General features: G+C 54.5%; 11 protein-coding genes. All 11 read right to left on the reverse strand.

Annotated features, from left to right (window positions below):
• Positions 1–273, reverse strand: a 273-nt coding sequence (locus tag ACKWMY_RS25320) for a phospholipase D-like domain-containing protein (protein ID WP_409487289.1), incomplete at its 3' end; no start/stop codon positions are given.
• Positions 194–2,524: an F-type conjugative transfer protein TrbC gene (gene trbC / locus ACKWMY_RS25325; protein WP_409487290.1), complete on the reverse strand. Its 2,331-nt coding sequence runs from the start codon at positions 2,522–2,524 to the stop codon at positions 194–196. The genes ACKWMY_RS25320 and trbC, both read right to left, overlap by 80 nt.
• 10 nt (positions 2,525–2,534) lie before the next feature.
• On the reverse strand, positions 2,535–3,599 hold the full coding sequence (locus ACKWMY_RS25330) for a hypothetical protein (protein WP_409487291.1): 1,065 nt from the start codon (positions 3,597–3,599) through the stop codon (positions 2,535–2,537).
• Between the two features lie 3 nt (positions 3,600–3,602).
• Positions 3,603–4,865: a conjugal transfer protein TrbA gene (locus tag ACKWMY_RS25335; protein ID WP_409487292.1), complete on the reverse strand. Its 1,263-nt coding sequence runs from the start codon at positions 4,863–4,865 to the stop codon at positions 3,603–3,605.
• Between the two features lie 85 nt (positions 4,866–4,950).
• Positions 4,951–5,631, reverse strand: coding sequence for a plasmid IncI1-type surface exclusion protein ExcA (excA, locus tag ACKWMY_RS25340; RefSeq protein ID WP_409487293.1), 681 nt, complete (start codon positions 5,629–5,631; stop codon positions 4,951–4,953).
• 17 nt (positions 5,632–5,648) lie between these two features.
• Entirely contained in the window at positions 5,649–5,936 is a 288-nt protein-coding gene (locus ACKWMY_RS25345; RefSeq protein ID WP_059202232.1) for a type II toxin-antitoxin system RelE family toxin, read from the reverse strand.
• On the reverse strand, positions 5,933–6,184 hold the full coding sequence (locus tag ACKWMY_RS25350; RefSeq protein ID WP_337049817.1) for an antitoxin: 252 nt from the start codon (positions 6,182–6,184) through the stop codon (positions 5,933–5,935). The genes ACKWMY_RS25345 and ACKWMY_RS25350 overlap by 4 nt, the downstream gene beginning before the upstream one ends.
• 89 nt (positions 6,185–6,273) lie before the next feature.
• Positions 6,274–8,418: a DotA/TraY family protein gene (locus tag ACKWMY_RS25355; protein ID WP_409487294.1), complete on the reverse strand. Its 2,145-nt coding sequence runs from the start codon at positions 8,416–8,418 to the stop codon at positions 6,274–6,276.
• A gap of 53 nt (positions 8,419–8,471) precedes the next feature.
• Positions 8,472–9,080, reverse strand: a complete 609-nt coding sequence (gene traX / locus ACKWMY_RS25360; protein WP_409487295.1) for a conjugal transfer protein TraX — start codon at positions 9,078–9,080, stop codon at positions 8,472–8,474.
• A complete protein-coding gene (gene traW, locus ACKWMY_RS25365) occupies positions 9,077–10,273 on the reverse strand; it encodes a conjugal transfer protein TraW (RefSeq protein WP_409487296.1) in 1,197 nt (398 codons plus the stop codon). The genes traX and traW overlap by 4 nt, the downstream gene beginning before the upstream one ends.
• A 13-nt stretch (positions 10,274–10,286) precedes the next feature.
• Positions 10,287–13,364: an ATP-binding protein gene (locus ACKWMY_RS25370; protein WP_409487297.1), complete on the reverse strand. Its 3,078-nt coding sequence runs from the start codon at positions 13,362–13,364 to the stop codon at positions 10,287–10,289.
• Positions 13,365–13,374: the final 10 nt, after the last annotated feature.

The following is a 13,374-nucleotide window of genomic DNA, read 5'->3' on the forward strand; positions in this document are numbered from 1 at the left end:
GCCATTATCTTTAGCATCAGCGACCACACGAACTTTGATGCCCCGCTGACTGGCGCTATCAAGCGCAAGTGCGACTTCTTTGCTGGTAAAGCTGTATGCCGCGACGTCGATCGTTTCTCTCGCACTGTTGATGGCGCCGAGCACGTTAGCTACGGCGCTTCCACCCGGAGAAAAGCCTGTGGTGATATGGGTTTCAGTAGCCGTAGTGGTCAGGGGAGTCAGTAAAATCGCCAGCAGAAATGTGCTCAGAGATATTTTGGTACCAGCTGTCATCAGGGGGATTCTCCTTATAGTGCGTCGGTTCGGTAGGGACTGGTGCTGCCGGCTGGAAGAAATTTTCCGTTGGTGATGGTTGTGCAGGTGGAGTGCTGTATCCGGCATTGTTCTGGTGTGCCTCTTCAATACGTTTCTTCGATATGCGTATATTTTCGCGGTCCTTCAGCCAGCGGTATTTGCCCTTATTCTTCTCCAGGGCGCTGACCGCTGCTTCAAACAGCAGAACGCCACGTTCATCGTCGCTGTAGTCCACATCGATACGACTATCCAGATCGCTGGCGAGTTGTGTGATGGCCAGAAGGGTCTGGTCCTCGATACGGGCATGAAGGCGCCCGTGATAATTCTCCGGGGCGGTTGTGTGGCAGATGTCCAGAATCTGGCTGACCCGTTCCTGGGATACCGGGCGCCGGCGTTCAGCGGCGGGTACTTCACGACACAGGTCGTTGAAATCCGGGCGACGGATGGGGACGTAACGGTTGATTTTAACCTTCAGCTTAGAAATCTTCTCGCTATCCGGGATGTAGATGGAGTTACTGCGGACCTGCTGGTCCTCAAACACGATGATGCCTTCACCTTCCTTCAGCGACTTGAGCTCATCCAACTGGATATTGTCCTTGTCGCGAAACTCCACGCGGTCAACGTCCTGATAGCTCCCCATACTGGTCCGCTCCATGGTGCGCTGCTCTGCGTACTGACCAGTACCTCCGACCGCACGGATCATCTTCAGGGTGTCTTCCGTATCCTCCGTTTTCATGAACTGTTTGGTGCCGAGGTTGGCATTAACGGAATGCACTTCTTTCCCGTGCTTCAGCATGGCCTGCAGATCCTGGCCAAGGATAACCAGCATGTAACGCAGGCTTCGCATCTGGGCGGCCAGTTTCTCCAGACCTGGTGCGAAGTAGTAGCCCACCTCGTCACACAGGAGCATGAAAGGAAACCTGCTGGCGAACTTCTTCACGGTCAGCGTGTGCTCCGGCGAACCCTCAATCTTGTTACCCAGGTCTTTGGCGATGTTCATCCTGATGTCAGAGATATAGAGTTTGCCCAGCGTGGCCGCTTCGTTATCGGAAAGCTCAAGAGCCGGTATGAGCACAACCAGCGTGCGGTCGTTGTGCAGGATATCCTGCATATCGATGTCCCCGCCGTTTTTGGGAAAGACATGGCCATAGGTATCGTTGAACATGCTGAGCATGCGGGTGAACTGCTGGATGAGGTACCCGTGCTGGTCCAGCGCGCCCTGGGACCATTCTCCCGGACGGCTAATCAGGTTCATATCAAAGCCGGCAAGGTTGGCCAGATAGTTTTCCATCGGCTTGTAGCCTTCCACGTGCCAGCCTTGTTCCAGCGCTTCACGGTAGAGCCCCACAAACTTAACCAGCGGGAGATAGGACTGAATGACGTCCTGCGTCAGCAGAATGTTGTCCCTGGCCCGTTTGTAGCACAGGGCGTAAATCAGCGCGTTCATCATGGCGCGCGCTTTGTCTTTCCACCCTTCATCGCTCCCGTTGCCTGCCGGTTGTAAAGATTCCATCAGCTGGGTGATGAAGGTCGGACTCCCGTAAGCGAAAGGATTGGTGCCGTTCGACTGCGGTCGGGACTTATCACCGAGTAACAACTTTTTGAACTTGTCATCGCTACCGGTAATGAAATTCAGGACGTGCCAGTCGTCTTCCTGACCAAAGCGTCTGGCCATCGACCAGGTGGCGACGGCGAGGTCTATCTGTGCTTTACCGTCAGAGATACAGCAGCCGCGTGCCCAGCACAGAGAATTGAGGTACATGCTGTAGAGCGTTTCCGTTTTCCCGCCGCCGGTGGTGGCCATAATTTGCATATGGCGCAGGGCGTCAGAGGTTTGTAGCCACAACTCCCTGCCTCTGTCCTGCTTTCGTGCTGTCCCCAGGCACAGCGTGCCCTCTGATTTTCCCCGGACAATTTTGGGCAGGTTCAGGTTGAGCAGCGGAATGTTCCAGCTGAGCTCGCGCTCCGTCGAGAGGTCCAGTCCTCCGACATCCATCGGTATCCGCAGCGGTAAGCGAAAGCGCTGGTCGCTAAATGCGACCAGCAGGATGGTGCTGAGCGGCAGGGATAACAACAATGTGGCTGGCCATAAGGCGCCAGCAAGCAGAGAAAACACCAGTAGCAGCTGCACGGTAGCCGGTGCCAGGAATATGCGCTCAGCCAACTGACCGTGAACCAGCCGGCTTATTCGCCAACTGTCCACAGGACCGTGACGTCCTTTTAAATCCATTAAGGCCTCCTTACTGGCGGGTATCGAGGAATGATTTCAGCGCCGCATCACTGGCCATGGCCTGCAGCGGGATCATGCGGCCGTCATCGCTGATTACCGTCGGTGTCCCCGGCATGCGATACAGCTCAAATGCCAGATCGTTGCGCGCCAGGGCCAGCTTGCCGGCATCACAGGCGGCCGGTGCGATACCCGGTTTTTCTTTCTCGGTTAGGTTGAGCATGCCGGCGCCGGTGTCGTTCAGGGCCTTCCACATCTGCGCGCGCTTCTCAGGTGCGGCGCAGAGCAGGGGCACCACCTCGTCTGCCGTGCGGGTTTTGCCAATCAGCGTCACCGGAAAAATCTCCACGTTGTAGTCTTCTGCCAGAGCATGGACGGTCGGCTCAAAGATGCGGCAGTTTGGGCATTCCGGATCAAGGAAGATGTAAAGCGAGCGTTCGTGGCCAGAGGACAGGCGAACAGTGAACTCCTGCTTTGCTGCACCATTTTTGAGTCGTTCTGCGAGCAATGCCCGAGCCTCAGCGGCTGCTTCCGGAGAGAGGGAATGATTGTTGTTCTGAACCTGCGGGACTTGCGCCAGCGGGGCCTGCTGTACCGATACTACCGGGGCTACTGCAGCTGTAGTTGCTGCAGGCTGAGCCTGTAATACCTCAGGAACGGAAGCGGTCTGCGGGGCGGGGACCGGCATATTTACCGGTCCGCTGAGCTGCGGCGCCAGCCAGGCTGCTGCAAGGGCAAGGCACAGGACGCCAGGGGCGAACCATTTCCACTTCGACGATAAGACAGAGGGGGCTTTCCGAACCGGGTTGGTGGCCATGGCCATGCGTGTGAGCACATCGGCCGTGGTGTTCATAATCAGGCTGGCGAGATCCGGGTCTTCCGTCGAGAAAAGACGGGCAAAACCATTATTGCTCTGGCGCATCCAGATAACGTATTTCCCGGCATCCTGCTCCAGGGTGAGCTGATAACGCTCGGCGGTCGGCATATTCAGACAAAAGAGGCTGCTGTCGTTAAGACGGACCTGCAGGTGCTGGTCGTGGATTTCGGTGCTGATATTGAAAATGGTTTGCTCTGACATGGGTTATCTCATTTTTGGGCGTAAGGAATGGGTGTGGCGGTGTGCGTGAGGTTGGCCTGCTGCCGGGTCGGGATCTTCATCGTCATCATCAACGTCGTCCTCCTCTTCAACAGGTGAGCGAACCGTTCCTGGAGTGTCGTCAACGACGGCCCCGATGTTCCGCAAATCGGCCTCCAGACCATCCAGCGCGAGGCTCATGATGGGGTGGTTAAGGCGAACCCGGTAACGTGCTGCCAGTGTTTCCCAGTGGGCCTGGCTGACGACACCGGCAGCTTCCACAAATGGCCAGGGGCGACCGGTAGACGCCAGGGTGTACCAGAGTGAGCGATCGAGACCTTTCAGCCAGCGGAAGCGGCGAATAGGCAAGTGCAGATCGTTGTCATGTAGCGCCGAGATGGCAGTACGGATATAGCCGTACTGCCTGATGAAGCTCCGGGCCTGCTCTGTGGCAATCACTTTTTCGAATGCGCCGTTGGCCAGTGTCAGATTCGGGTAGCCGATTTTGTTCCGGTACCGGCGGTCTGCTTTCAGCGTGGAGCGGTTGAGCGCATCCAGCAATCCTTCGGCGTCTTTACGCTTGTCCATGAAGTGCTGCAAACCGAAGATGGCGAACATTGCCCGTTCATGGTCATTGAAGGCGCTGAAGAGGGGGGATACGTCGTCGCCGGCTGCTACTTTGGGCAACGGGGTGCCCAACTGGGCGATGAACAACTCCTGAGCCACATCCCGGCGCAGACGCTGGTTAACGACCAGTTTGTGCTCGATGGCGAACTCATCCGGTGTCTGTGCGCTGCGATGTTCTTCAGGATCCACGTTCAGCAGCTGCTGCTTTTTATCACCGTAGGTCAGCGCCGGAATAATGGATGGTGAGAAAGCAGACATTATGTGGGGCAGCGTCTGGATTGAAATATCGCGTCGAGTCCGGCTTACCTGGTGCCGGCGAACGGCGATAATCCCCGTAATGATGAGCGGGACCAGTGCAATCATGAGAATGCCTGCGGTGACGTCCATTACGGCAAAGAACTCGCCCCAGGTAACGTCCGGGGCGTTATTGTGCGTTCTGGCCAGAAGGTTAATACGCCAGGCAGCATATTCATGAGTACGAGGGAAATCGACGATACTCCATAGCCAGTAGAGCAGGGTGGTGCAGGTCTCGACGGTGAGCTGCCGAAAAAACAGGGCTGCGATAATCAGCGTGATAAAGCCGCCGACCACAGCCATTGACCAGTCATGTGACCGGACGTCATTGCGGGGTGGTTGCGTCATAGGGTACCTTGGTCGTGCGAATGCAAAAGAAAAGGCACTCTGAAAAGAGTGCCTCTGATGAAGGGGGGTGAGAGCAGCTTACGAATTATTTTGGTGGCAGAACCAGGTTGATGCCGTTTCTTTCAGCAATCTTCGGTGCCTGGTCTTCAACACAACCTGGAATGTTGTATTCATAGATCCAGTTCTGGTTACGCATCGCATTGATTTTTTCCAGCATCTGGCCAGCTTTACCGGTGGTTATAGAAACTGACGGGAGTTCAGGGTTACCGGTGTAAATAGTCAGCTTGTTACCTTCCACTTCAATGGATTTCCAGTCGTACATGCCGAATCCCATGACCCGAACATCCCGTGGAAAGAAGAAGTTGAAAATGGTTGTGTTGGGGTGATTGATGTAAAGCAGCGTCCCTTTCTTGGTATCAAGTCCCAGGTAGCCCCATCCAGTACGATTCATCGCAATGTTCTGCGGTGAAGGGGCACATAATTCTGATTCCCTGAAGAAAGAGGTAAAGGCCTTAATATTTGATCTCTGTTTAACTATAGAATAGGTGGTTAACGCCAGAGTAAGCGCTAAAGTTACCCATAGAAATAATGTGAGAGGTATATCCTTTTGACGCAATCCGTTAAAAATAATGTCACGATATGCGAAGTTAAATCCGGCCCATCCAATGTGAATTGGCAAAATGAAAATTAAATAACCAAAAGACAATATACCTGCTGCGGCTACAGGCCAGTTTTTACTGTACGTATCGATGTGTTTAACTGTCATAGTTATCTTCCTGATATTTATCTGAGCCGTTTGCTGGCCAGCTTGTAAACCTCACTGTGTTCCCGCTTACCCACGGCGACCACAGCAATAATTAATTCGTCATTAATAACCTGATAAACCAGTCTAAAGCCAGATGCCCGTAGTTTTATCTTATAACAATCGGGCATTCCCCGGAGCTTCGCGGAGGGGATATGAGGGTTTTCTGCACACTTCTTGAGCTTACGGGCGAACTGCTGCTGGATAGCCTTATCAAGGCTATTCCATTCTTTCAAGGCATCCGTTCTGAACTTTACCCGATATGTCATAGGTAGCTATCCAGATCCACATCGTGTAAGGCCTGCTTACTACGTTTCTGAACCAGTTTAGAAAGCTCCTGATCATCAATGTAGTCAAGCATTTGTTCATACAGTTCGGCTGGTACGCAGTAGAAGGCCGGTTGGTTGTGGTTTAAAATTGCCACAGGAAAGCCTGCACCAGAATTGACGGTGGCCATTGGGTTTTTCTTCAGCTCACTGACACTGGCTGTTGTATCACTATGAATGATGTTGGGCATAACCCCTCCTGATATGAGACTGCTTTACAGGTCAAATTATATCATAAAATGACCTGTTTTTAAGTCTTTTTTATGTACCGGGCGTAACACTATTTAAAGCCGTTAGCATCCCCTCCTGGTTTTACTGCATCTACTTTCTTCAGCCCTGGCGCGTGACCTGCTTTACTTCCAAAGCCAGCAAACATGCTGCGGGCGGACTCAACGGCTCCTTTCATCATCTGTGCGGCTTCACGGCCACCTAACCAGGCAATAACATAATCTGGTAAGTAGACCTGAAGGCTGAATGCAGAAGAGACCAGCGTGGTGCACATTCGGGCATAAATCATCAGAATGCCGATAATGCTCGCGAGGCCGGTCACGGAATCTGCCTGCACGTTTGCCAGCGCTGGGGTGATTAACATGTTCAGTAATGTACCGATAGCCACGACGACTAGGCTGGCGAAAAAGAACCCGAACACCATAAGCGACGGTCGAATGGCAGCATCAATCAAAAAGATGTAGCCGTAGTTGGCACGGCTGCCTTTATCTTCTTCAGTGCCAATATGTGTTGCGGCCCATAGCGAACCTGCCGTGGTTCCAATGAGTACGCTTCCAAGCCAGGATGTACAGGCCGTTATCCAGTAAATTAATGGAATAAAAGGCAGGAAAATGGAAAGTGAAAAACCAACGCTCAGCAGGATAAACAATATAAAGTACACCACCGGGGAAATAGATCCCATCACGCTTTTGGCAATATACCCGGCACCTGTTACGGTATTAATAATTTTGGTCAAACCATTACCATCGGCCGAAGCCCAGTCAACAAATGCTTTAGCTGCTGTAAACGCAGTGAATGTGGCTTGAGCACCAACTAAAGTATAATCACCAATAGCTTTCATCTTAAGCAGAGGGTTAACTTGTGTGGATGCATCATTACCGTCGTTCATTACATTTTCAATGATTTTACTCGTCAACCATTGACCGTTGGTCATTACCTTTGTTATGGCATCGTTAGCATTCTGTACGTCATCAATATTCTCATTTCCAGCAGCATTTGCAGACCCTAGCGGTGGCGTGTATGTTGAGTTCTTACGTTGTGCCAACAATGCTGTTTGAATCTCTTCTCTGAGTTTACCCACCCCGACTTCGCCGATATTTGAGGGGCCGGTGACTACCGGACTCTTATGAGCAATGCTGTTTACTTTCTGATTAGCCGTTGCGAAGGACTGATACCAGGCGCCCAACGAAATCCAGCCGCTTTGTTTCAGATAGTTTGCGAGCTCGCTGCGGATTGTACCTTCATTGTCCACGCTTGCTGTTGCTGCAGTAATCGTGTCTTCATACTGGCGTGCCGCCTGCTGAATCTCCGCTTCTGCATCCGGAAGCCGACCTTGCCCTCCATCCTGGTAGCTACGCCAGGCGCTGACAAAGTTATCCGCGCTCTGTGAGAGCGAACTGTTCATCGCGGTAAAAGCATTCATCTGGGCATTTTCGAGCGGGCCGGAATTTATCGGGACGTTAAAAGAGAACCAGGAGCCACCGTCGGTTGTTTCCGGCAGTTTGGCACTGCCGCACAAGGCGCTGCCGTTTGAAATACGTATCTCACGGCCGTCAGAAGTACGTTGCTCTGACATTGGCGGCGTGCTGCTGCTGCCGGACTGGTGCATTTCTGCCTGTTCGGTATTCATCGCTGCTTTACACAGGTACATGTCGAAGATACCCCGGGCTGCTGTGATGGTTTCGCCGGCTACGGGCTGCATTATCATCGACTGACCTTCCATAATGGCGTCAGCCGCTTTATCAGTGAGCAGGTTGGCGCTTCCTACCCCCATAATTGATGACATCCACAGGAACGCCAGATTCGATATAGACCAGCCAGAAGGTGTCGGTACCAGGGCCATAAAACCCGCCAGGGACGAGACCGGCGCCATCATTGTATTACCACGACCAAAGACTTTGCCGCGGTTGCCGGTCAGGACGGTGGCCCGCAGTGTGATCCCCATAAACCAGATAAACGCCAGGCCTGCGATGATGGCATTGAATACGCCGTACAGTTGGCCAATAAAGCTGACGTTCTGAGGCTGCAGGGGATTATTCACCACGTCGCCATAGACCATGATAAGCAGCTGACGGGAAAGGTCGGTCGTGCGCGTTGCTGCGCCGCTGATCGTGTCATAGTTGATGTTGTCTGCAAATGCCGGCAACGACAGACCGACCAGCGCGAAAGCAGCCAGTAACAGTAGCAGTCTTTTCATATTGGTTTCCGTAACGAACAGAATGCACATCCTGAGGATGGCGAGGGAGAAGATCAGAGTGGCGAACGCCAGCTGAAGATGTCTTTGAACCAGGGGCGTTTTGTTCGCCACAGTGCAAACGAACCAAGCTCACTGGTTGTGAGCTGCCAGATACGGAGCTGGTTTTTCATCGCGAAGACAAACAGCATGCCGGCAAATGCTGAGATCGTGAATGTCAGGCTCAGCATTCTGACCAGTACTATGCCGGCACCGGTGCCCATCGTTGCCAGTGTGGTTACGGGGAGCAGAAGGGCTAATCCTGACGCGAGCAGAAACATGACCAGCAATATGCGTTTTGATAAAAGGTATCTCTGTATCAGCACCTCCCGGCTGTGCCCGCTGGCGGCAACCGCTTCATCGAAGCTGAGTACGTTCTTATTTTGCTGGGCCTTCTCTGGCCAGATACGTTGAAAACGTTCCGCGTTCTTTTCCGCCGCGTAGCGGGCTGCATGGATCATTCGGCCGGCCTCCCAAAGCGGGAGGACCAGATTGGCCGTCTTCCAGGCGATTCGTTTAGGTTTCTTCTTCGGTGGCGTATTTTCACCACCGTTCTTCTCAGGCGGTTCAGAGAAACCTGAAACATCTGTCATGGCAGAGGAGATAAGTTCTTTTACATTGCTCATTGTCGGGTTGCTCCGGCTGAGGCCTGCTGCAGTTTCTGCGCCAGGCGAGGCTCATAGTATTGAACGCCTTCCAGGCTCAACTGCTGGCCAGAGATAATGGCGTTCTCCTGCAGCTGCTGTTTGATGCCCAAAAGCAGGGCGGTCTGTAGGCTCTGAATACGGATGGATTCACGCAGGAGGTTGTCACCGTCCATCGCCTGCAGGTCGGCCTGGTAATCGGTATTGGCATACCGGCGATTGACTTCGAAGGACTCAAACTCACGCAACGACATCATGCCGGTACGCTTTGCTTCCGCTGACGCATTCTCATCAAACCAGGCCTTGCTCGATGGCGTCTGGAGCGCTTCAGCCAGAACATCCTTCGTGGCCTCGTTAGGCTGGCTGGCGGCCACCATCGCTAACTGAGGCTGTTCCGCCGCGCTCTGGATGGCATCATGCTCTGTCATCATCCCGATGTACTGACGGCCGCTGTCGGTTTTCACTTCCCCCTTTTTCAGGGCGCGGCCGGGGCTGTGGCGGACCGAGTTTTTGAGGTACATCATTGCCGCATCCGTCTGCTCCTGGTTGAACGTCAGCTCCGGGGCCTTGTCTTCCGGGCCGGCGCCGGCCAGTAACGACCGGACTTCCTTATCCCCTCCCGGTAACGCTGATTCACCGCTGCAGAGGTCGCCCCAGGCGTCCGCATCTTCTTTTGTGCAGTAGTTCCGGTGGATTTCTGCCGTGGCAAACAGGCCCTTTTCCGGCACGTCGGGTTTGGATGACAGGGCCTTTTTGATGGCACCGTTTCGGACGCCCCCGCCGCTGGCAAGCGAGGACTGTTTTGCCGCTGACTGGCGGGCTACCTGCGAAGCCTGCCCGGAGGCAGACTCACTGCAGATGCTGTCCGGCACGGTGTAGCTGCGCCTGGCCTGCTCCAGGTTCTGTACCTGCTGCGCATAGGTGGCGTACTGCTGCATGTTCTCCGTTGACTGCTGGATCATGGCCGCAATCTTGTCGTTGCCTGAACTGATGGCGCCGCCAATCTGCTGATTGGTGGAGAGAATGCTGCCGAGGGTTGCGTTCGCTGTACTTAGTTGAGGGACCACCTCTGTGGTGATAGGTATGCTGCTATTAACATTGACGGTATAAGCTGAACTATAAAACGGGGACAGCAGCAGGCCACCGATAGTGACGGCCAGTAGTCGTTTATTCATGGGTTCGCCTTAATCAGATTTGCAGGCCGCGTGAAGCAATCAGCTCGCTGGCCAGTCGGTTAATCACGTTACCGTGGTCGGTTTCTCGCGCTTCTTTCTGGCGCAGGTCAATGAGGTTGACGGCGCTGCCGGTCGGGAAGGCTTCAGCCAGGATAGCTCTGGCCTTGCGACCGTCGAGCAGGTCATACAGTTGGTCGCGTAATGCGGCATCTTTCGGGGTTGAGTTGAGCGCCCATAGCTCCTTGGGGCCTAGGGTGTTTTTAAGGATTTGCACCACTCTGCCGGTTTTCAGGCGGAAGCACGCCAAGAAGTGGGTACCGCTGCCGTCAGGGGAGGCACCAGAGCCAATATGACGAAACGTCTGCGCGGTATGCGCCGGCACGCCAAAATGCTCGGTCAGCAATGGCAGATCCTCGTGGCTGACCTGCATCAGATAGAGGCTGTTGGCCGACCTCAGGATCTCGTGCGGGAAGTGGTTCAGATACTGAGAGCTCAGCACGGTACGGATGAAGAACTTGCGGTTCTCCAGGTCCTGGGTGACCAGCTTATTCATGATAAACGGGATGTCCTTGGCGTTGTGCAGCTCGTCGTAAATCTTGGTTTTCACCTCCTGCGCCAGCTGGGTCAGTCGTTCGTGATGAAATGGCTGGTACATTTCCGGCAGTTCGCGCATCAGCTCATTGCGGTACTGCGGCAGCTCAAAATGCCCGGCGGCCAGCTGGCCGGCATAGAGATACATCAGCCCGGTTTTGACCTGACCGGCACGGGTTTTGCCGCCAACCACGTTGTTCAGGTCAATGGCTATCACGCGGGTGTCCGGGTTAAGTTCAAACACGGTACGACCGGAAAGCATTTTGTAGGTGCGTAAGGCATCCGACAGGCAGCGGCTGATATAGGAGAGCAGCGTTTCGCCACTGCCTTCGCGGGTGATGGTGCCGTACTGCATCCGGACGTCCTCGTCATTGAGGTAGACCTGCAGGTCACTCAGCTCCGGCATGGCCTGATAATGGGCGCGGGTGGAAGCGGTCATTTCTCCGCGGGAAAAAAGTAAATCCCTGACCTCGAACCAGGTGGCTTTTGACCACCAGTTGTCGTCGTACTCATGGCGGATACCGGTCTTTTCCAGCGCATCATCGACCAGAGGCTCCAGCGTTTGGGCATAGCGAACTGGTGTCAGGCTGGCATTTGTCTCATAGGCCGTATCGATAACCCGGCTGAGGATCTGCCGGCAGTCCTGTGAGTTCGGCGGAGTGCCGGTTTCCGGGTTGACGCACAGTGTTTCGCAGATACTGAGCAGATATTCCTTTTCCGGCGTCAGCGGGTATTTCATGCCGATCTGGACGTCAAACGGGTTCTTGCAGTGCTTGCGGCTGTTTTCCAGCACCATGCCGACCACTTCGTTCTGACGGGATTTGGGCAGCGCGTCACGAATGAGCCTAACCAGACCCTGAGCAGAGAAACCTTTATCGACGTAGGACAGAAACGGCAGGCTGCTCTGGCCTGAGAATAAGATGGCCTCGCTGAGTGCCCCCAGGGCCACCGACTTCCCGGTACCCGGCTCACCGGCAACGATCTCCGTGAATTTGGTCTGCAGGTTGCTGGCGAGTTTCACCGGGAAGGGCTTACCATCAGGGGTGGCAAACACAATGCTGGCGTCATCTGCCCACGGGGTTGCCGGTCGCTGCAGGGGGAGCAATGCCAGCGCCGCTGAGAGCGGCGGATACATCAGTGACGGGATGCTGAGTGCGTTCGCCCCCACCAGGGTGGAGGCCCAGGCCCGGGCCGGATCCCCAAATGTCCCTGTGACCTCACAGATGCCCCAGGACTGGAGGGCTTTCTGAAGCAGGGTGCGGTTACGCTTCGCCGTTTCCTTATCCCGGGCCCAGGTGCTGGCACATATTGTCATCACACAGACCGGCATGCTTTTATCCGCCTCATCCAGCCATTGAACCGAATTGTAGATCGGGCGCAGCGGCGGCAGCAGGCCGGCCAGGCTCAGGATGGTTCTCTTTCCGCCCAGCGCTTTGACGCCACCGGGCATCAAATCCATACGGATACGCCAGGGCAGGTGGCGGTTGATTTTGTCAAACAGCTGGCTGAACGTTTCCGGCTGCTGAGGCCCCAGCGAGAGTGCCAGTGTGGTGTGCCAGTGGTTATCATGTTTGATAAAGTTGCCATCAATCACCGGATCGCTGTTGAAGAGTTGATAGTGAAGATGAGGCGCCAGTAGCGTGGAATGGTCGTTACCCTTAGGACGCCCATGCGGCCACTTCATATCCCCGGGCAGATATGGCCGCCAGGATTCTGACGTGCTGTCGCGCTCTATTTCCTCACGTAACGCCAGTCCAAACTCATGAGCGTTCATCAGGCGGATACGGGTACCGAAGTCGCCCTTGCCAAACTGGTTTTCCAGCATCGTAATGAAGGTGTCGTGGCGGATTTTCAGCCCTTCCAGCGCCTGGAACACCGGATTCTGGCCATAGCGCGCCCCCGGGCTTTTCTTCACTAAGGTTTCGCGTCGCTTTTCTTCATCGCGTATTTCGGTCGTGGACAGCGCTTCACGGGCGGTGTACACCACAAGAAACGCACGCTCTCTGGCGATAAAGGGCGCCATTTTTTCAATACGCTCATCCAGAATATCGGTCAGGTCGAGGCCCATACGCTTCAGGCTGCGGTACTGGTGAGCCAGCAGTTTCTTCAGTTCAGCCCGTGCTTTATCCGGATCGCATTCGAAGACGAAACTCAGTTTACGTCCGGGCTCTTTAAACTCGCTGGTCAGCAGGGTGGTCAGGTGCGAAATGTAGTTACTGAAAAGCGCTTTATCCCGCCTTTCTTCTTCCGTGATGGCCTTCTCTTCATTGAACGCGCAGTAGGTTCCCTCGATTTCGAACACGCTGGCATAGTGGCCTTCTTCCGTGAGGAAAATATACGGTGAAGCCATGCCAGGACGACGTTTGCGATCGTCATCGGTCAGGCCAATGGTGGTGCGCAGATCGCAGTAACGGGTAAAGTCCTGGCCCAGCGCGTAGCGCGAGGCCCAGGCAATGGCTTCCTCCACGCATTCCAGCGCGGAGACCAGTGGGTTTTTCATATCAACTTTC

The organism is Serratia sp. J2 (assembly GCF_046269175.1).
Classification (GTDB): domain Bacteria; phylum Pseudomonadota; class Gammaproteobacteria; order Enterobacterales; family Enterobacteriaceae; genus Chania; species Chania fonticola_C.

Excerpts from the sequence above, each read along its gene's own strand:
- trbC (WP_409487290.1), bottom strand. The coding sequence starts at position 2,524 with ATGGATTTAAAAGGACGTCACGGTCCTGTGGACAGTTGGCGAATAAGC.
- ACKWMY_RS25330 (WP_409487291.1), bottom strand. The coding sequence starts at position 3,599 with ATGTCAGAGCAAACCATTTTCAATATCAGCACCGAAATCCACGACCAG.
- ACKWMY_RS25335 (WP_409487292.1), bottom strand. The coding sequence starts at position 4,865 with ATGACGCAACCACCCCGCAATGACGTCCGGTCACATGACTGGTCAATG.
- excA (WP_409487293.1), bottom strand. The coding sequence starts at position 5,631 with ATGACAGTTAAACACATCGATACGTACAGTAAAAACTGGCCTGTAGCC.
- ACKWMY_RS25345 (WP_059202232.1), bottom strand. The coding sequence starts at position 5,936 with ATGACATATCGGGTAAAGTTCAGAACGGATGCCTTGAAAGAATGGAAT.
- ACKWMY_RS25350 (WP_337049817.1), bottom strand. The coding sequence starts at position 6,184 with ATGCCCAACATCATTCATAGTGATACAACAGCCAGTGTCAGTGAGCTG.
- ACKWMY_RS25355 (WP_409487294.1), bottom strand. The coding sequence starts at position 8,418 with ATGAAAAGACTGCTACTGTTACTGGCTGCTTTCGCGCTGGTCGGTCTG.
- traX (WP_409487295.1), bottom strand. The coding sequence starts at position 9,080 with ATGAGCAATGTAAAAGAACTTATCTCCTCTGCCATGACAGATGTTTCA.
- traW (WP_409487296.1), bottom strand. The coding sequence starts at position 10,273 with ATGAATAAACGACTACTGGCCGTCACTATCGGTGGCCTGCTGCTGTCC.
- ACKWMY_RS25370 (WP_409487297.1), bottom strand. The coding sequence starts at position 13,364 with ATGAAAAACCCACTGGTCTCCGCGCTGGAATGCGTGGAGGAAGCCATT.